This window comes from Microterricola viridarii, from assembly GCF_900104895.1.
GTDB classification, from domain to species: domain Bacteria; phylum Actinomycetota; class Actinomycetes; order Actinomycetales; family Microbacteriaceae; genus Microterricola; species Microterricola viridarii.
Map to the genome: position 1 here is coordinate 1150113 of NZ_LT629742.1, position 16630 is coordinate 1166742.

Annotated in this window: 16 protein-coding genes; 12 read left to right on the forward strand and 4 right to left on the reverse strand. The window is 69.6% G+C overall.

The genetic code is table 11. The features are described from left to right. Positions 1-21 precede the first annotated feature (21 nt). Positions 22-1269, reverse strand: coding sequence for a Na+/H+ antiporter NhaA (locus BLT62_RS05250; RefSeq protein WP_083363110.1), 1248 nt, complete (start codon positions 1267-1269; stop codon positions 22-24). A gap of 11 nt (positions 1270-1280) precedes the next feature. On the opposite strand from BLT62_RS05250, the gene BLT62_RS05255 reads away from it, so the two are divergent. The 4 genes from BLT62_RS05255 to BLT62_RS05270 all read left to right on the forward strand — a co-directional run bounded on the left by BLT62_RS05255 (position 1281) and on the right by BLT62_RS05270 (position 5050). Next, positions 1281-1598, forward strand: a complete 318-nt coding sequence (locus BLT62_RS05255; RefSeq protein WP_083363111.1) for a putative quinol monooxygenase — start codon at positions 1281-1283, stop codon at positions 1596-1598. 390 nt (positions 1599-1988) lie between these two features. Continuing rightward, positions 1989-2669, forward strand: a complete 681-nt coding sequence (locus BLT62_RS05260) for a TRAP transporter small permease (RefSeq protein ID WP_172829643.1) — start codon at positions 1989-1991, stop codon at positions 2667-2669. Next, positions 2669-3988: a TRAP transporter large permease gene (locus tag BLT62_RS05265; protein ID WP_083363113.1), complete on the forward strand. Its 1320-nt coding sequence runs from the start codon at positions 2669-2671 to the stop codon at positions 3986-3988. The genes BLT62_RS05260 and BLT62_RS05265 overlap by 1 nt, the downstream gene beginning before the upstream one ends. Positions 3989-4042: 54 nt before the next feature. Beyond that, positions 4043-5050 carry a TRAP transporter substrate-binding protein gene (locus tag BLT62_RS05270; protein WP_083363114.1) on the forward strand — a complete coding sequence of 336 codons (1008 nt, stop codon included), beginning with the start codon at positions 4043-4045 and terminating at the stop codon, positions 5048-5050. 57 nt (positions 5051-5107) lie between these two features. Here the strand turns inward: BLT62_RS05270 and BLT62_RS05275 are convergent, their stop codons facing one another. After that, positions 5108-6127 carry a LacI family DNA-binding transcriptional regulator gene (locus tag BLT62_RS05275; protein ID WP_083363115.1) on the reverse strand — a complete coding sequence of 340 codons (1020 nt, stop codon included), beginning with the start codon at positions 6125-6127 and terminating at the stop codon, positions 5108-5110. A 165-nt stretch (positions 6128-6292) separates the two neighbouring features. On the opposite strand from BLT62_RS05275, the gene BLT62_RS05280 reads away from it, so the two are divergent. The 3 genes from BLT62_RS05280 to BLT62_RS05290 are packed head-to-tail and all read left to right on the forward strand — an operon-like array spanning position 6293 to position 9419. After that, entirely contained in the window at positions 6293-7642 is a 1350-nt protein-coding gene (locus BLT62_RS05280; RefSeq protein ID WP_083363116.1) for an NAD(P)H-dependent oxidoreductase, read from the forward strand. Then, on the forward strand, positions 7642-8568 hold the full coding sequence (locus tag BLT62_RS05285) for an NAD(P)-dependent oxidoreductase (RefSeq protein WP_083363117.1): 927 nt from the start codon (positions 7642-7644) through the stop codon (positions 8566-8568). Before BLT62_RS05280 ends, BLT62_RS05285 begins: the two co-directional genes overlap by 1 nt. Beyond that, on the forward strand, positions 8565-9419 hold the full coding sequence (locus tag BLT62_RS05290; RefSeq protein WP_083363118.1) for an NAD(P)-dependent oxidoreductase: 855 nt from the start codon (positions 8565-8567) through the stop codon (positions 9417-9419). Before BLT62_RS05285 ends, BLT62_RS05290 begins: the two co-directional genes overlap by 4 nt. Before the next feature lie 112 nt (positions 9420-9531). Here the strand turns inward: BLT62_RS05290 and BLT62_RS05295 are convergent, their stop codons facing one another. Then, on the reverse strand, positions 9532-10290 hold the full coding sequence (locus BLT62_RS05295; RefSeq protein WP_083363119.1) for an SDR family NAD(P)-dependent oxidoreductase: 759 nt from the start codon (positions 10288-10290) through the stop codon (positions 9532-9534). Between the two features lie 42 nt (positions 10291-10332). Further along, on the reverse strand, positions 10333-11169 hold the full coding sequence (locus BLT62_RS05300; RefSeq protein ID WP_083363120.1) for a sugar phosphate isomerase/epimerase family protein: 837 nt from the start codon (positions 11167-11169) through the stop codon (positions 10333-10335). Between the two features lie 111 nt (positions 11170-11280). Here BLT62_RS05300 and BLT62_RS05305 point away from each other — a divergent pair, with 111 nt between their 5' ends. The 5 genes from BLT62_RS05305 to BLT62_RS05325 all read left to right on the forward strand — a co-directional run bounded on the left by BLT62_RS05305 (position 11281) and on the right by BLT62_RS05325 (position 16630). Beyond that, positions 11281-13020 carry a dihydroxyacetone kinase family protein gene (locus tag BLT62_RS05305; protein WP_083363121.1) on the forward strand — a complete coding sequence of 580 codons (1740 nt, stop codon included), beginning with the start codon at positions 11281-11283 and terminating at the stop codon, positions 13018-13020. A gap of 12 nt (positions 13021-13032) precedes the next feature. Then, entirely contained in the window at positions 13033-13497 is a 465-nt protein-coding gene (locus BLT62_RS05310; RefSeq protein ID WP_083363122.1) for a ribose-5-phosphate isomerase, read from the forward strand. Positions 13498-13532: 35 nt separating this feature from the next. Then, positions 13533-14246 (forward strand): GntR family transcriptional regulator, encoded by a 714-nt coding sequence (locus BLT62_RS05315; RefSeq protein ID WP_083363123.1) that lies wholly within the window; start codon positions 13533-13535, stop codon positions 14244-14246. Between the two features lie 245 nt (positions 14247-14491). Further along, positions 14492-15838 (forward strand): NAD(P)H-dependent oxidoreductase, encoded by a 1347-nt coding sequence (locus BLT62_RS05320; RefSeq protein WP_083363124.1) that lies wholly within the window; start codon positions 14492-14494, stop codon positions 15836-15838. 51 nt (positions 15839-15889) lie between these two features. After that, a complete protein-coding gene (locus BLT62_RS05325; protein WP_197675168.1) occupies positions 15890-16630 on the forward strand; it encodes a FadR/GntR family transcriptional regulator in 741 nt (246 codons plus the stop codon).

The window sequence follows — 16630 nt, forward strand, 5'->3', positions numbered from 1 at the left end:
GGCGGCGGCGGGTGCTTCACTTCAGCCGTGCGCAGGGGCATCGCCCGCCGCCACCGACTCGTGAGTGGCAAGCGCTCCAGACCCTGACTCCGCTGTCCCCTGGCCGGCGCCCCGGGCCCGGTGCACCCGCGCGCGCCAGTGCAGTAACGCGGCGCCGAGCAGCAGTGACAGTGCCGAGCCGGTCAACACGCCGAGCGCGCCTTGGTCCATGAGCTGGGGCTGCCCCGCGAAAGCGAGCTGATTCATGAGCAGGGCAACGGTGAATCCGAGCCCACCGGTCACGGCGATCGCAATGAGGTCACCGAACTCGATGCGAGCGGCCCCTGTGCGGCGGGCGAGCAACCCGCCGAGCAGGCCGCCGATCGTGATGCCGACCGCCTTGCCGACGGGCAACGCCACTGCAAGTGCGAGGAAGACCGGGCTCAACTCGTCGAGCTGCGGGATCGGCACGAGCGCGGCCGAGAATGCGAAGAGCGGGAGCACGATGGCGTTCGACCACGGCTGCAGATGGTGGGCGGCCGATAGTCCCCAGCGAACAGGGAGCGCCAGCCCGAGAGCCACACCGGTCAAAGTCGCGTGCACGCCGGACTGCAGCACGGCGTACCAACACAGCACCGCGAGGCCACCGAGCAGTGTGCCGATGGCGACAGGCGAGCGGCCAAGACGCCTGGCGAGCACGGCGAAGCAGACCACCAGCAGTGCGGCGGCCGCGAGTGCCGCACCGTTCACGTCGTTGGAGAAGAGTACGGCGATCAGAATGATGCCGATGAGGTCGTCGAGCACTGCGAGTGCGAGCAAGAAGACTCGCAGGTTCGAGGGAAGGCCGCGGCCGAACACGGCCAGCAGCCCGAGGGCGAACGCAATGTCCGTGGCTGTCGGGATCGGCCAACCCTCGACCGCGGTGCCGCCGCCGATCACGAGGTAGAGCACGGCCGGCCCTGCCACCCCGAAGACCGCGCCGATCAGCGGAACAGCCGCCTTTCGCGGCGTGTTCAGCTGGCCGAGGGTGAGCTCATTCTTCAGCTCGGCCGCGACGATGAAGAAGAACACCACGAGCAGCGCATCGGCGACCCATCCGCCGAGTGTCAGGTCGATCCCGAGTGGGGCCACGGCGAGTGGATGGAACTTCACCGCGAGGGCTGCTCCCGCGAGCTGGCTGTTCGCCAGAATCAGCCCGAGGGCCGCCGCAGAGAGCAGTATGACGGAGGAATGTCGGTCGGATCGGAATATCTCTCGAGTTGCAATCCGGATGCTCGCTGTCTGTATCATCGGGGATCACCATGACCAATCCTGTTGTAGTTACCGCTGTATTCACGCCCGCGCCCGGCCAGTTCGATGCCGTCCACGAGGCCCTGCTGCCCGCCATCGCGGCCGTGCATGAGGAGCCCGGTTGCGAGCTGTACGCCATCCACCGTGCTCCCGATGACACGATCGTGATGATTGAGAAGTGGGAGTCCGCCGAGCTCCTCGACTCCCACGGCGAGGGACCAGCCGTCGCCGCGCTGAACGCATCGCTCGCGGGCAGGCTTGCCCGCCCCGTTGAGGTGACGCGCCTCATTCCGCTGCCGGCCGGCACGGATCTTCAGGGCGTTCTCTGACGTCATATCTCCACCCGATAGTCAAGGGCCGGAGTCGTTCCGGCATCATGTGAGCGTTGTTGGTGCGGCCGTCTCGGACGACGCCAGACACGGGCACGTGGTGCGGGGCGAATCCGGCCCTTCTTCCTGCTCGCGTCGCGGTGCCATCGCAGGCCTCCCACCGGGCGCGCCCTGTGTCTGATCGCCCCAGTGTGCCATCAATTCATGATGACCATTGAATTGTTGACAATAGAACGCAACTGTGTTTGCATAGCGGTTCACCGGGTTCTGCGACGCCGTCGGCGAAACGGCAGCCGTCGGGCCGCGGACGCGTAACAAAGCTATGGAAATAGAATGGTATCGGTTACACTCTCACCGTCGCCACATTTTGACAGCAGTGCCGCATCGACCTTGTCGAGCGACACGCCCCCACTGACCGGTGCCATTGGCACCTCGATCGCAAAGGAGCGACCCATCGACGCTGACACCCAGATCGGGCGGGCCAGAGAGGCCGACGCCCCGGTCGCGCAGGCCACCACGCCCCGGAACCCGGTCGACAAGGCGCTGAAGGCCCTCGACCTGCTCCTGCAAGTCGCGGCGGTGATTCTGTTGGGCATGGTCACGTTCTCGGTGTCCTGGCAGGTCATCGCGCGCTACGTCACCTCGGTGTCGACCCCGTGGACCGTCGAACTGGCGTCGATCAGCTTCGTCTGGCTCGCGATGTTCGCCATCGCCCTCGGCGTGCGCCGCGGCCGCCACATGGTGCTCGACATCTGGGAGTACATCCGCGGCGGGCGCTGGCTGACAGTGCTCATCGACACCGTCGCCGCCCTCATTGTCGCCGGCGTGCTGCTCGCTCTGGTCTGGTTCGGCTTCGAGGCGCTTGGCCCGGCGTTCCGGCGCACCATGCCCGGTCTCGGCATCTCTTACGGTTTCCTCGCCCTCGCGGTGCCGGTCGGCAGCATTTTCGCGCTGATCTTCGCCATCGAGGCCTGGTGGCGCGTCCAGCGCGCGAAGCCGGATGAAGACCCGCTGGCGTTCCCGGTGATCTTCCAGCCCGCCGACACCGTGATCATCAAGGGAGAGATCTAATGGGTCCGCTGCTTCTGGGTAACTTCGGCATCACGATGCTGCTGCGCGTGCCGATCGGCTTCGCGCTGGCCGCGGCATCGCTGATCACGCTCTGGCTCGTCTCTGACGTTCCGCTCACGATCGGTGCACAGCGCATCGTCGCCGGCATCACGCCGTTCTCGCTGCTCGCCATCCCGCTGTTCATCCTGGCCGGCGGCATCATGAACGCCGGCGGCATCACCCGGCGTTTGCTCGACCTGGCCGATTCCATGGTCGGCGGCATGCGCGGCGGCCTGGCGCAGACGAACGTGCTCTCCTCGCTGTTCTTCGGCGGGATCTCGGGTTCGGCCGTCGCCGACGTCTCGAGCCTCGGCCGCATCCTCATTCCGGCCATGAAGGAGCGCAACTACAAAGCGGCCTTCTCCGCCGCGGTGACCGCGGCCGCGCCCGTCGTCGCGCCCATCATGCCGCCGAGCATCACGATGATCGTCTACGGCGTCGTCAGCGGAACCTCCATCGGCAAGTTGTTCTTCGCCGGGATCGTCCCCGCCGTTCTCTACATCGCCATGTTGATGGTCACCGTGCACCTGGTGGTGCGCAAGCAGGGCTTCACCGATGAGGCGATGATCGCCACGACGAACATCAACAACATCGGCAAGATGAAGCGGGCAGAGCGGCCGCAGTTCTGGGTGTCGCTGTACCGCGCCATCCCCGCCCTGATCCTGCCCGTCGTCATCTTGGCCGGCATCCGCTTCGGCCTGTTCACGCCGACTGAGGCCGCCGCAGTCGCCGTCGTGTACGCGCTCGCCGTCGGCTGGCTCGTCTACCGCGAACTCGACTTCAAGAAGCTCGTCCACTCGATGGCGGACTCCGCGCTCGTCGTCGGGCTGATCATGCTGGTGCTCGCCGCCGCACAGCTCTACTCCTGGGCGCTCACCTCCGGCAAGGTGCCGCAGGCCGCGGCCGAGGCCGTGTTCGGGATCACCGAGAACCCGATCATCCTGCTCGCCCTGCTGAACGTGCTCCTGCTCATTGCCGGAATGTTCATCGAGGCCAACGCCGCGCTGATCATCCTCACCCCGATCCTGCTCCCCGTCGCACTCTCAATCGGCGTCGACCCGGTGCACCTCGGCGTCATCATCGTCGTCAACCTCGGAATCGGCCTCGTGACACCGCCCGTCGGCATCGCGCTGATGCTCTCGGCCGAAATAGCCAAGGTGCCGATGGTCCAGGCGGTGAAGGCGGTCGTGCCGTTCCTCATTACCGGCCTGATCTTCCTCGTGCTGATCACCTACGTGCCCCAGATCTCGCTCTGGTTGCCCGGATTGCTCATGCCGTAGGCCGAGCTACACCTCGCCACACCCCTCAACACCCCCAATCACAAGGAAGTGGACATGAAAAAGACAGCTATCATCGCAAGCCTCGCCATCGGTGCCCTGACCCTCTCCGGCTGCGCGGCCGGCGGCAGCTCGGGGGGTACGCCCGCGGCCGGTGGGGAGGGCGAGACGTTCAGTCTCGTGCTGGGCCATTCCGGCAGCCAGACCGACCCGCGACAGACCGCCGCCCTGGCGCTCAAGGAGATCGTCGAGACCGAGTCTGATGGCCGCGTCACGATCGAGGTCCATGCCGACTCGACCCTCGGCACCTGGGAGGAGATGATCGAGGGGCTCCAGCTCGGCAGCGCTGACATCGTCATCGAGAGCCTGCTCTCGCTCGAGTCATACACCGACCTCTCCGGTGTCGAGACCGCCCCGTTCCTCTATGAAAGCCCCGAACAGTTCTTCGAGGTGTGGGATGGCGAGCTCGGTGCAGAGATCAAGGGCGCCATCACCGACGCCTCCGGTTACTCGATCCTCGGCAACATGTACCGCGGACCGCGCGAGCTCACCACCAAGGAGCCCGTCACGACGCTCGACCAGCTCAAGGGCCTGACGATCCGCACCCCGTCCGCCCCGACCATGCTCGCCACCTGGGAGGCGCTCGGTGCCCGGGCCGAGGCCCTGCCGTTCAACGAGGTCTACTCGGCCCTGGAGAGCGGTGTCCTGGATGGGCAGGAGAACCCGCTCGACGCGATCCTGTTCAACAGCATTCACGAGGTCGCGCCGAACATCGGCGAGACCAGCCACATGTACGCGAACTACCACTTCCTGATGTGGGAGGACGCTCTCGCTGGTCTTCCGGAGGACGTGCAGGACCTCGTGCGTGACGCCGCCGACCGCGTCGGAGCGCAGTACACCGCCGACACCATCGAGAACACGGCCACCTACCGCGCCGACCTCGAGGCAGCCGGTGCCGTGTTCAACAAGATCACCGACCGCCCGAAGTGGGTCCAGGCCACGCAGCCGCTCATCGAGAAGCTGCCCGCCCAGGTGCAGGAGTGGGTCGCGCAGATTCGCGGCTAGGCTCACGCCGAGAGACGAGGCCCCCAGCCGGCGAACCGGCTGGGGGCCTCGTCTGCTCTAGCGGGCGGGCGGCTGAGCGGTGCTCGAGCGTACGACGAACTCGGCGTCGATCACCGTGGAACGTGTCTCTGCATCATCGGAGAGACGGAGCAGCGCGCGCTCGACCGAGTGCGCCGCGAGGAGCGCAGTCGGTTGCCTGATGATCGTCAGGGCCGGGGTGAAGAGCTCCGTCCACGGGTTGTCGTCGAAGACGATGAGCGAGAGGTCCTGCGGGATGCGCACCGAACCTTGCCGCAGCCGGCGCACGGCGGCCGCGACCTGGGCGGTGTTGGCGACGATCAGCGCCGTCGGCGGGCTCTCCAGCTCGAGGAGGCTGCCGACGGCGTCAGAGCCCTGGTCTCCGCGGAACGGGATGTTGCGCAGCAGCTGACGGTCGACCGGGATGCCGTGAGCAGTCAGGGCCGCGACATGCGCGTCCGTGCGGCTGCGCCCGGTGCTCGTGCTGAGCGGGCCGGAGATGAAGCCGATGCGGCGGTGGCCGAGACCCAACAGGTGCTCGGTCGCCTCGCGGGCCGAGCGCTCGTTGTCGATGCTGACCACGTCGGCGTGTGGGACGCCGAGCAGGTGGCGGTCCACGAAGACGAGGCGCGTGCCGAGGGCCTCCAGACGCAGCCAGGCGTCGGCATTGGTGGAGGTCGGCGTCGCGATGACGCCGCCGACCCGGCGTGCGGCGAGTGTTTCGAGGGCGTCCTGCTCGAGGGCCGGGTCCTCCTGTGTCGTCATCAGGATCACCTGCGAGCCGCGGGCCCTGGCCTCCTGGACGACCGAGTCGGCCAGCCGGGCGAAGAACGGGTTCGTTACGTCGGCGAGCACGAGTCCGAGTGAGGACGTGGGGCCGGACTTGAGCTCCCGTGCGGCGGTGCGCGGGCGGTAGGCGAGCTCTTCGATGGTCTTCAAGACGCGCTCGCGTGTCGCCGGCGCGACAGGCCCGGTGCCGTCGTTGAGTACACGTGAGACCACCGCGATGGACACGTCTGCTGCTGCCGCAACGTCGCGGATGGTGGGTGGCTTCTGCATGGTTCCCCTCTGGTGCGTACCGCAAGCATAGAGGACGTCAGAATGGTCATTGTGGAACAAAATGGAATCGGTTACACTTCTGCACAGACCTGGTGCTCGGCCAGAGGCTCGACAGCGACGTCTCGGCAGTGGCGCACCCCATCCCTCAGAGAGAAAGCCACACACATGAACCTCCACGCCCTGCTGAAGGACCGCGAAGCCGCCGGCCGCCCGATTCGCATCGGCCTGATCGGCGCCGGCCGATTCGGCACCATGTACCTCGCCCAGGCGCGCAACATCCCCGGCGTCCACGTCGTCGCCATCGCCGACATCAACGCGGACAGGGCCAAGGGCGCCCTCGCGCTCGTCGGCTGGCCGGACGAGGCATTCGTCGAAGATATCGACTCTGCCATCGCCCACCGAGCGACCACGATCGTCACCGACGCGGCTGCGCTCTTCGAGGCCGAGCTCGACGTGATCGTCGAGGCGACCGGCAACCCGATCGTCGGCATCAACCACGCCCTGCGCGCGATCGAGACCGGCAAGCACATCATCATGGTCACCGTCGAGGCCGACGCCCTCGCCGGACCGGCGCTGGCCAAGCGCGCCGAGGCCGCCGGGCTCGTCTACTCGCTCGCCTACGGCGACCAGCCCGCGCTGATCTGGGAGCTCGTCGACTGGGCACGCACCAGCGGCTTCGACGTCGTCTGCGCCGGCAAGGGCGCCAAGTACCTCGAGCACTACCACGAGATGAACCCGGACAACGTCTGGGAGAACTGGGAGTTCTCCAAGGAGCTCACCGACTCCGGCCAGCTCAACCCCTACATGCACACCTCGTTCCGCGACGGCACGAAGGCCGCCATCGAGATGGCGGCCGTCGCCAATGCCGCCGAGCTCCGCCCGAGCGACAACGGCCTCACCTTCACCCCCGGTGACCTCGAGGAGATCGCGACCGTGTGCCGGCCGGCATCCGTCGGCGGCGTGCTCGACCACGAGGGCACGGTCGACGTCATGTCGAGCGTCACGCGTGACGGCGCCTGGATCCCGCACAACACCCAGGAGGGCGTCTTCGTGGTCGTCAAGGCCACGAACGAGTACGTCGCCGGCTGCTTCGACGAGTACCCCTGGCACCCGGACCCGACCGGTCAGTACGCAGCGCTGTACCGCCCTTACCACTACGTCGGTCTCGAGCTGAACATCTCCATCGCCAACGCCGCGCTGCGCGGCGTCGCGACCGGGGCGCCCCGCGGCTTCTACGCCGACGTCGTGGCCACGGCCAAGAAGGACCTCGTCGCGGGCGAGATCCTCGACGGCGAGGGCGGCTTCACCGTGTGGGGCAAGCTCGTCTCGGCCGAGACCAGTGTCGCAGAGGGCTTCCTGCCCGTGGCGATGGCCCACCACGTCGAGCTCGTCAACGACGTGCCCAAGGGGGGCACCGTGCGCTGGGCGGACGTCGTCGTCGACGAGAGCCTCGCCCAGGCCATCGAGCTGCGTCGCGAGACCGAGGCGCTCGCGCAGACCGCAGCGGCGCTCTGATGAGCGGGATCTCGCTCCTCGGACTCGGCGCGATGGGGCTGCCGATGAGCGAGGTCCTGCTCGCTCGCGGTCGGCAGCTGACCGTGTGGAACCGCACGGCGGCGAAGGCTGAGGCCCTCGCCGCCCGCGGGGCCATCGTGGCGGCGACCCCGGCGGATGCCGCGACCGCCGTCACCCTCACCGTGCTGCCCGACCTCGGCGACGTCGTCGCCGTCGTCGACGGCAGCGCGGAGCGGGGCGGGGCCGACGGTCTCCGCGCCGGCTGGCGGGCCGCCGGCATCGCCCGGCCGGTGCTCGTCGTGATGGGCACCGTCTCGCCGACGGCCGTGCGCGCCTATGCGAATGAGCTCGCGGCCGAGGGGATCCGGCTGGTCGACGCCCCACTCAGCGGCGGGGTGATCGGTGCCCGCGAGGCGCGCCTGAGCATCATGGTGGGTGGGGAGTCCGCCGACGTCGCCCCGCTGCTGCCGCTCCTCGGTGAGCTCGGCAGCACCGTGCGCCACATGGGGTCGAGCGGCAGCGGTGCGCTGGCCAAGGCCTGCAACCAGATGATCGTCGCCTCAAGCATCGCGGCCATCTCCGAGGCCATGCTGCTGGCCAGGCAGAGCGGGCTCGATCGCGCCGCGTTGCTCGAGCTCATCAGCGGCGGGCTGGCCGGCTCCGAGATTCTGCGCCAGAAGGGGCAGAACTGGGTCACCGAGTCGTTCGAGCCCGGCGGCATGGCCGAGTATCAGCTCAAAGACCTGAACTTCGCGCTCGCCTCGGCTGCCGACGTCGGAGTCGACCTGCCGGTGGCCGCCACGACGCGGGGGCTGTTCTCCGCACTCGTCGATGCCGGTGACGGCGGGCTGGATCACACCGGAGTCTTCCGGGAGCTCGAACGGCGGGCTTTCGGCCCGGCACACGGATCAGGAGCACGGGCATGAGCACGATCACCTTCGTCGGAATCGGCGCGATCGGCGTGCCGATGGCCCGGCTGCTCGTCGGCGCCGGCCACGACGTCACCGGCGTCGACCCGTTCGAGGCGGCCAGGCAGCGGGCGGAAGCGGCCGGCGTGAGCGCCGTCGCATCCTTCGCCGAGGCAGCGCCGGCCGAACTCGTCATTGTCATGGTCGCCACGCCGGCGCAGCTGGACGAGCTGGTCGGCCAGGCCGGCGACCGCGCGGCCGGCCAGAGCTGGGTGATCATGTCGACGGTCGGTCCGGATGCCGTGCGCGCCGCGGCCGAGCGCCTGGCGGCCGTCGGCGCCCGCGTGGTCGATGCCCCCGTCACGGGCGGCGTCGCCCGGGCGACGACCGGCGAGCTGCTCGTGTTCGCCTCGGGCCGGCCGGAGCTGCTGGCATCCGTCACCCCCGCCCTCGCGGTGCTCGGCACGGTGCGCGCGGTCGGCGATCGCATCGGCGACGGTCAGGCGATCAAGGTCGTCAACCAGCACCTCTGCTCGGTGCACATCGTGGCCGCGGCCGAGGCGCTGAACCTCGCCGAGTCACTCGGCCTCGACTCAGCCGAGGTGCTCGAGTTGATCGGCGGTGGGGCGGCCGGCTCCTGGATGCTCGGCGACCGGGGGCCGCGCATGCTGCTCGACGCCGACGTTCCCGTCACGAGCACCGTGAACATCTTCGTCAAGGACAGCGGGCTCGTCGCCGACGCCGCGGCCGGCAGCGGTGCAGACGTGCCGCTGCTGCTGCACGCCCGGCAGCGCTTCGTCGATGCCGCAGCTGCCGGGCTCGGGCTGCACGACGACAGCAGGGTCATCGAGGGCTACCGCCGGGGCTAGGCGCCGCGTCCTCCGCACGCGACAGAGAGGGGGCCGCCGGTCACATCATCGATGTGACCGGCGGCCCCCTGTTGTGCAGCGGGCGCTGGCGTGCCCGCGGTGTCGCCTGCGCCTAGTAGATGTGCGAGCCGCCGTTGATGTCGTAGGTCGCGCCCGTCAGGTAGCCGGCATCCGGGCTGAGCAGGAAGGCGAACAGCGCGGCGACCTCGTCGGGGGTGGCCTGGCGGCCGACGGGCACGTCGGCGGAGAGCTTGGCCTCGAGCTCCGGCGAGGTGGCCCCTGCCCGGATGTCGGTGTCCACAACGCCGGGGGTGACTGCGTTGACGGTCACGCCGGTCGGGCCGAGCTCCCGGGCGAGAGCCCGGGTGAGGCCGAGGATCGCGGCCTTGGCCGCCGAGTACGGCACGCCGCCGAAGACGCCGCCACCGCGCACGGCCGAGACAGAGGACATGTTGGCGATGCGGCCGTAGCCGCGCTCGACGAGCGTCGCGGCGACGCGCTTGCTGACCACGTAGGTGCCGGTGGCGTTGATGCTCATCACACGGTTCCACTCCTCGAGCGTGGTGTTGAAGAAGCGGGTGGGGGAGGTGATGCCGGCGATGTTGGCGAGCGCTCCGAGCGGCGGCAGCGCCGCCTCGATCGCGGTCACGGCGGCGTCGACCGAGGCCTCGTCGGTGACGTCGGCGGCGACGCCGAAGGTCGGCACCCCGAACTCCGCGGCGATCTCCTCGGCGGTGGCGACCGCGGCGGCACCGTCGAGGTCGATGACGCCGACCGCCCAGCCCTGCGCGGCCAGGCGGCGGGCGGTGGCGCGGCCGATGCCGCGCGCGGAACCCGCCCCGGTGACGATGGCGGTGAGTTGCTCAGACATGGTGGTGTTCTCCTTGGTGCGTGGGATGGATGACGGGGTGGATCAGAGGGTGGGGAGCAGCCCGGAGATGAACTCGGCGGCCTCGCGGGCGACGCGGGCGCGATCTGCGTCCTCGGTGTCGCGGGTCTCGAGCTCGAGTGAGAGAGCGCCGCGGTAGCCGGCCTCGCCCAGGGCCGCGATGGCATCGACGAAGTCGACCCGGCCGCGCCCGATGCTGTGATTGATGTAGCCGGGCTCGGCATCGCGCAGGTGCACGTGCCTGGTGCGCTCGGTGTGGGCGGCAAGGAATTCCCGCGGGGTGCCGCCGGATGCCACGATGTGGCTCACGTCGAGCACGACGCCGATGCGCGGATCCAGCCGGGGCAGGAACGCGGCGGTGCGCCCGAGATCGTTCACAAGCCGGTGGAAGTGCGGCGCCTCGACCCAGAGTTCGATGCCGCGCGCCTCCGAGGCGTCGGCGGCGCGGGCCAGCTGCGCGGCGACACGGTCGATGTCGGCGTCAAGGCTGTCGACGGGCTCCGCGGACTGTGCGCCGTTCGGCAGCACGATGGCGGTGCTGCCGATGGCGACGGCCAAATCCAGCAGCAGTGCCATGTGGCGGTCGCGGCCCGCCTGGCCCGCGGCGTCGATCGGGAGGTTCAGGTCTCCGATGTCGGCATTGATGGAGCGCACGGCGAGGCCGGACGCGCGCACCTGCGCGGCGACGACTTCGACGGCATCCTCGTCGAGCACGAAGGGCACGTGGTTGCACACGCCGGGGAGTGCGCCGAGGTCGATGCCGCTGAAGCCCTGCTCGGCGATGCCCGCCAGCGCCTCGGGAAGCGGGAGGTGCCGCAGCGTGATGGTGGAGCAGATGACGCGGTCGGCGTTGAAAGACAAGAATCCTCCTCGATGAGGTGCAAAAGGTGTTGGTCTGTATTATTGTCAACAATCAAATACTAAGCAAGTGTGACGCGCCTCGCGGAACACGCCAGCATCAGGAGCTCAAGGATGACTCGACTCTTCAACGCCCCGGCCGACTTCCCGGAGGAGTTGCTCGAAGGCTTCGTCGCCGCCTACCCGCGGCATGTGCGTGCCGTGCGCGGTGGCGTGGTGCGTGCCGGGCGCCACGACGAGGTGGCAGTGATCGCCGGGGGAGGATCCGGCCACTACCCGGCATTCTGTGGACTGGTCGGAGCCGGGCTGGCGCACGGCGCGGTCGTCGGCAACCTCTTCTCCTCGCCCTCGGCCCAGCAGGCGCACAGCGTCGGCCGAGCGGCGGATGCCGGGAGGGGCGTGATCTTCTCCTTCGGCAACTACGCCGGGGATGTGATGCACTTTGGTCGCGCGGCGGAGCAGCTCTCGGCGGAAGGGGTGCGCGCGGAGTGCGTCATCGTCACCGACGACATTGCCAGCGCATCGGTCGACGAGATGGACAAGCGCCGCGGCGTCGCCGGCGACCTCGTCGTGTTCAAGGTGATGGGCGCCGCGGCGGCAGAGGGCTGGGACCTCGACGACGTCGTGCGTGTCGGCCGCCATGCCAACGACCGCACGCGCTCTCTGGGCGTCGCCTTCAGCGGCTGCACGATGCCAGGGGCACGCGAGCCACTCTTCGCCGTGCCGGAAGGCATGATGTCGGTTGGGCTTGGGATCCACGGTGAGCCCGGCATCTATGACATCGAGATCCCCACGGCGGACGGCCTGGCAGAGCTCTTTGTCTCGTCGCTGCTGAGCGAGCGACCGGCTGGGCATGACGGCCGCGTTGCCGTCGTCCTGAACGGCCTGGGTACGGTCAAGTATGAGGAGCTCTTCGTCGTTTTTCGGCGCGTGCACCGGCTGCTCAGCGACGCCGGACTCACCGTTGTCGACCCCGACGTCGGGGAGCTGTGCACGAGCCTGGACATGGGCGGTGCCTCACTGACGCTGGTCTGGCTGGACGATGAGCTCGAGCGGCTCTGGACGGCCGGGGCCAACGCCCCGGCCTATCGCAAGGGGAACCTGCCACAGGATGCCGCAGGCCCGGCCGTCGGCGAGGCACCAGGCGAGATCGAGCGCGGCCCTGCCGTCCCGCTCGCGACGGCGCAGTCGCAGGAGCTGGCCGCCCGCGTGCACTCGCTGCTCGGCGTGCTCGCCGAGACGCTCGTCGAGGCGGCCGACGAGCTGGGCCGGCTCGACGCGATCGCCGGCGACGGCGACCACGGCATCGGCATGGAGCGCGGCTCGCGCGCGGCCCTCGCCGCCGCCACGACCGCCCTGCACGCCGGCGCCGGCGCCGGAACGCTGCTGCAGAGTGCGGGCGAGGCCTGGAGCGACAAGGCCGGCGGGACCTCCGGCATGCTCTGGGGCGTCGCGCTCGGCGCACTCGGCGAGACGATCGGCGACCGGCACGGGCCGGACGCGCAGCGGGTGGCCGACGGCGTCGCGGATGCCCGCGCGCAGATCATGGCCGTCGGCAAGGCCGAGCTTGGCGACAAGACGCTGGTCGACGCTCTCGTGCCCTTCTCCGAGACCCTCAGCGCACACATCGCCGAGCGGATGCCGCTGGTGGATGCCTGGGCGGCGGCGGCGGCCTCGGCCACGGCGGCGGCCGAGGCGACCGCGGCGCTCAGCCCGCGCCGCGGCCGGGCCCGCCCACTCGCGCACAAGAGCATCGGCACACCAGACCCCGGCGCCGTCTCCCTGGCGCTCATCACCAGACGGATCGGTGCGGCGCTCGCCGTGGCGTCCGACACACCTGCAGAACAGAACTGAGGCAGATCCGCCATGACAACACCCACCCCCCTGCGCATCGTGCTGGCCAGCGACTCGGCCGGCTACGAGTACAAGGAAGAGATCAAGCGGCTCTTCGACGCGCACCCCCTCGTCTCCCAGCTGAGCGACGTCGGCGTCGACGCCGACGGCACCACCGACTACCCCCACGTCGCCGTTGCCGCCGCCCGCCTGGTGGCGACGGGGGAGGCCGACCGCGCGCTGCTGGTCTGTGGCACCGGTATGGGCGTCGCGATCGCGGCGAACAAGGTGCCCGGCATTCGCGCCTCGACCGCGCACGACTCCTTCTCCGTCGAGCGGCTCGTGCTGAGCAACAACGCCCAGGTGCTGGCGCTCGGTCAGCGGGTCATCGGGCTGGAGCTGGCCAAGCGGCTTGCCGAAGAATGGCTGCACCACCGCTTCGACGAGAACTCGGCCTCTGCGGAGAAGGTCGCTGCGCTCTGCGCATACGAATCGTGAGTGTTGAACTGTCGAGGCGCCGCTATGTTAACAAGATGAATGAGCACCGCAAGCAGTCGATCCAGGGCATCGGCTCCATCGACCGGCAGACCCGCCGCGAACTGATACTGGAGCGGCTGCGCGAGGCAATCAGCTCGGGGCAGCTCGAGCCCGGGACCCATCTGGCCGAGATCGAACTGAGCGAGGCACTCGGCGTGAGCCGGGGCACCCTCCGCGAGGCGTTGCGACACCTGCAGCAGGAGGGCTTGATCGTCGGCGACGCTCGGGGCCGGCTCACCGTGCGGGTCGTCACCGCCAAGGAGGTGCGCGAGATCTTCAGCGTGCGTGCCGCCCTGGAGTCGCTCGCATTCGCCGAGGTGTGCGCGCAGCCGGAGCGGGACGCGGCCCTCGAGGCCATGCGCGTCGCGCTGCGCACGCTGGAGGTCACAGAGGGGGACTACGTGGCCCAGCTCGGCGCCGACCTCGCGTTTCACGAGACGCTCTGCTTGCAGAGCGGCAACGCGACCCTGCACCAGTCCTGGCTCTCGGTCTCCGGGCTCGCCCGCGCCGCGGTGACGGCGGCCGGGCCGGAGACGGCGCTGCACAACATGGCGATCGCCCGGCACTCCCCGCTGCTCGACTACATCGCCACCGGCGACCTCGCGGGCGGTCAGGCCTATCTTGTCGCGCACATGAACGACGCGGCCGACCGGATCATCGCGACCATGGCCGCCACCGAGCAGCAGGCCCAGCCCCCGCGCGCGGACTAGCCGCGGCGGCCGACGCGGCCGGCGGAGAAGGCGCAGACACGACATGACGTGGCTGCGCCTTTTTCGCGCCCTCCGCCGAGGGCTACCGTTCGAATGTCGCATTGTTGACAAACCAACACTGGATCGGCAGACTGGGGGCCAGCGTGGTCTGACCAACAGCCCAGACGACCAGATTCGCGGCAGAGCCGAGCGACGCTGCCCGCTGCCCGCCGCTGCCGGGCCGACCGTTCCCAGGAAGAAGCACAATGAACCTCCACTCACTGATGCAGAAGCGCACCGAGACCGCCGGCCCGATCCGGGTCGGGGTGATCGGCGCGGGCAAGTTCGCATCCATGTTCCTCACCCAGGCGCTGAACACTGCCGGGATCCACGTCGTCGGCGTCGCCGACATCGACGTGCCGAAGGCGCGCGCGGCACTCGAGCGCACCGGCTGGCCGGAGGAGCGCTACGCCGCGGCCTCCCTCGACGAGGCGCTCCGGAGCGGGGGCACCCACGTGCTCGACTCTGCCGAAGACCTGATCCGGCTGCCGCAGCTCGAGGTTGTGCTGGAGATCACCGGCAACCCGATCATCGGAACCTTCCACGCGCTGACCGCGATCGAGAACGGCAAGCACGTCATCATGGTCAACGTCGAGGCCGACTGCATGGTCGGGCCGATCCTGCAGCGCCGCGCCGCGGCCGCCGGCGTCGTGTACTCGATGGCGTACGGCGACCAGCCTGCCCTGATCTGCGAGCTCGTCGACTGGGCCCGCACCGTCGGCTTCGACGTCGTGGCGGCCGGCAAGGGCACCAAGTACCTGCCCGAGTACAACTACTCCACGCCGGACACCGTGTGGGACTACTACGGCTTCAGCGCGGAGCAGCTGGCATCCGGCGACTTCAACCCGAAGATGTTCAACTCCTTCCTCGACGGCACCAAGTCAGCCATCGAGATGGCGGCCGTCGCCAACGGAACCGGCCTGACCCCGCAGGACGAGGGCTTGCTGTTCCCACCGGCCGGCGTCGACGATCTGCCAACCGTGTACCGGGAGCGTTCCATCGGCGGCAGCCTGAGCCGCCGCGGGACAGTCGAGATCGCGTCCAGCCTGCACCGCGACGGCAGCCAGGTCGAACGCGACCTCCGCTGGGGCGTCTACGTCACCTTCGAGGCACAGACCGACTATGCCGTGCAGTGCTTCGCCGAGTACGGCGTGCACACCGACGAGACGGGGCGCTACGGCTCGCTCTACCGGCCGTACCACATGATCGGCCTCGAGCTCGGCGTCAGCGTGGCGGCCGCCGTGCTGCGCGGCGAGGCGACCGGCTCCCCGACGGGGTTCCGCGGCGATGTCGTGACGACGGCGAAGAAGGAGCTGCGTGCCGGCGACACCCTCGACGGCGAGGGCGGCTACACGGTGTTCGGCAAACTGGCGCCCGCCCACCTCTCTCTGGAGCGCAACGCCCTCCCGTTGGGGCTCGCACATGGTGCCAAGCTCGTCCGCGACGTTCCGAAGGACCGCACGGTCTCCTGGGACGACATCGAGGTCGACGACTCGCTGCTCGCGGTGCAGCTGCGCCGGGAGCTGGAGACGGAGTTCCGCGCGGAACTCTGAGACCAGGGGCCCAGCCGCGCCCGGGCCCGCACACGAGCAAGGAGCGAGAGCGTGAACGGCACGAACGGCTGGACACCCGTGCAGCGGGTGCGCACCTCCGAGCAGGTGATGGCGCAGATCGAGGAGCGCATCCTCGATGGACGCCTGCGCGCAGGCGACCACCTGCCGAGCGAACGGGAACTCGCCGCCATGCTCGGGGTGTCCCGGCCGTCGCTGCGTGAGTCGCTGCGCGTCCTCGAGGCCCTCGGCATCCTCGACATCCGCCGCGGCGGCGGGGCAGGGGGCGGGGCGGTGCTGCTGGGGGTGCCCGGCCCCGGCTTCGTCAACCTGCTCAAGCTGCAGCTCGCGCTCGGCCAGTTCACCGCCGTCGACGTGCTCGAGACGCGCGTCGCGCTGGAGAGCTGGTCGGCCGCCGAGGCGGCGCGGCGGGCCGGGCCGGCCGACCTCGCCGCTCTCAGCGGCATCCTGGACCGCATGGACGAGCCGGCGATCACGGCGGCCGCGTTCAACGGGCTGGACGCGGCCTTCCACACGCGCGTCGCCGACGCGACCGGCAACGCGCTGACCGCGCACCTGATGGCCGCATTGCGCACAGCCATCAACCGACAGATGGTCGAGGCCTACTCCGCCCTGCCCGACTGGCGGCTCACCGCCGAGACGGTGCGCGCCGAGCATCGCGCCATCCTGGACGCGCTCGGCGCCGGTACCCCCGAGGAGGCCTCGCGCCTCATGCACGACCACATCCACGACTTCTACGCGCTCGGGGCCCAGGCCCCGAGCCGGCTCCACTGA

What these genes read in the sequence shown, in the direction of transcription:
- BLT62_RS05285 (WP_083363117.1), top strand. Translation starts at nt 7,642, where the DNA reads ATGAGCGGGATCTCGCTCCTCGGACTCGGCGCGATGGGGCTGCCGATG.
- BLT62_RS05255 (WP_083363111.1), top strand. Translation starts at nt 1,281, where the DNA reads ATGACCAATCCTGTTGTAGTTACCGCTGTATTCACGCCCGCGCCCGGC.
- BLT62_RS05290 (WP_083363118.1), top strand. Translation starts at nt 8,565, where the DNA reads ATGAGCACGATCACCTTCGTCGGAATCGGCGCGATCGGCGTGCCGATG.
- BLT62_RS05305 (WP_083363121.1), top strand. Translation starts at nt 11,281, where the DNA reads ATGACTCGACTCTTCAACGCCCCGGCCGACTTCCCGGAGGAGTTGCTC.
- BLT62_RS05270 (WP_083363114.1), top strand. Translation starts at nt 4,043, where the DNA reads ATGAAAAAGACAGCTATCATCGCAAGCCTCGCCATCGGTGCCCTGACC.
- BLT62_RS05280 (WP_083363116.1), top strand. Translation starts at nt 6,293, where the DNA reads ATGAACCTCCACGCCCTGCTGAAGGACCGCGAAGCCGCCGGCCGCCCG.
- BLT62_RS05265 (WP_083363113.1), top strand. Translation starts at nt 2,669, where the DNA reads ATGGGTCCGCTGCTTCTGGGTAACTTCGGCATCACGATGCTGCTGCGC.
- BLT62_RS05250 (WP_083363110.1), bottom strand. Translation starts at nt 1,269, where the DNA reads ATGATACAGACAGCGAGCATCCGGATTGCAACTCGAGAGATATTCCGA.
- BLT62_RS05310 (WP_083363122.1), top strand. Translation starts at nt 13,033, where the DNA reads ATGACAACACCCACCCCCCTGCGCATCGTGCTGGCCAGCGACTCGGCC.
- BLT62_RS05295 (WP_083363119.1), bottom strand. Translation starts at nt 10,290, where the DNA reads ATGTCTGAGCAACTCACCGCCATCGTCACCGGGGCGGGTTCCGCGCGC.
- BLT62_RS05320 (WP_083363124.1), top strand. Translation starts at nt 14,492, where the DNA reads ATGAACCTCCACTCACTGATGCAGAAGCGCACCGAGACCGCCGGCCCG.
- BLT62_RS05275 (WP_083363115.1), bottom strand. Translation starts at nt 6,127, where the DNA reads ATGCAGAAGCCACCCACCATCCGCGACGTTGCGGCAGCAGCAGACGTG.
- BLT62_RS05315 (WP_083363123.1), top strand. Translation starts at nt 13,533, where the DNA reads ATGAATGAGCACCGCAAGCAGTCGATCCAGGGCATCGGCTCCATCGAC.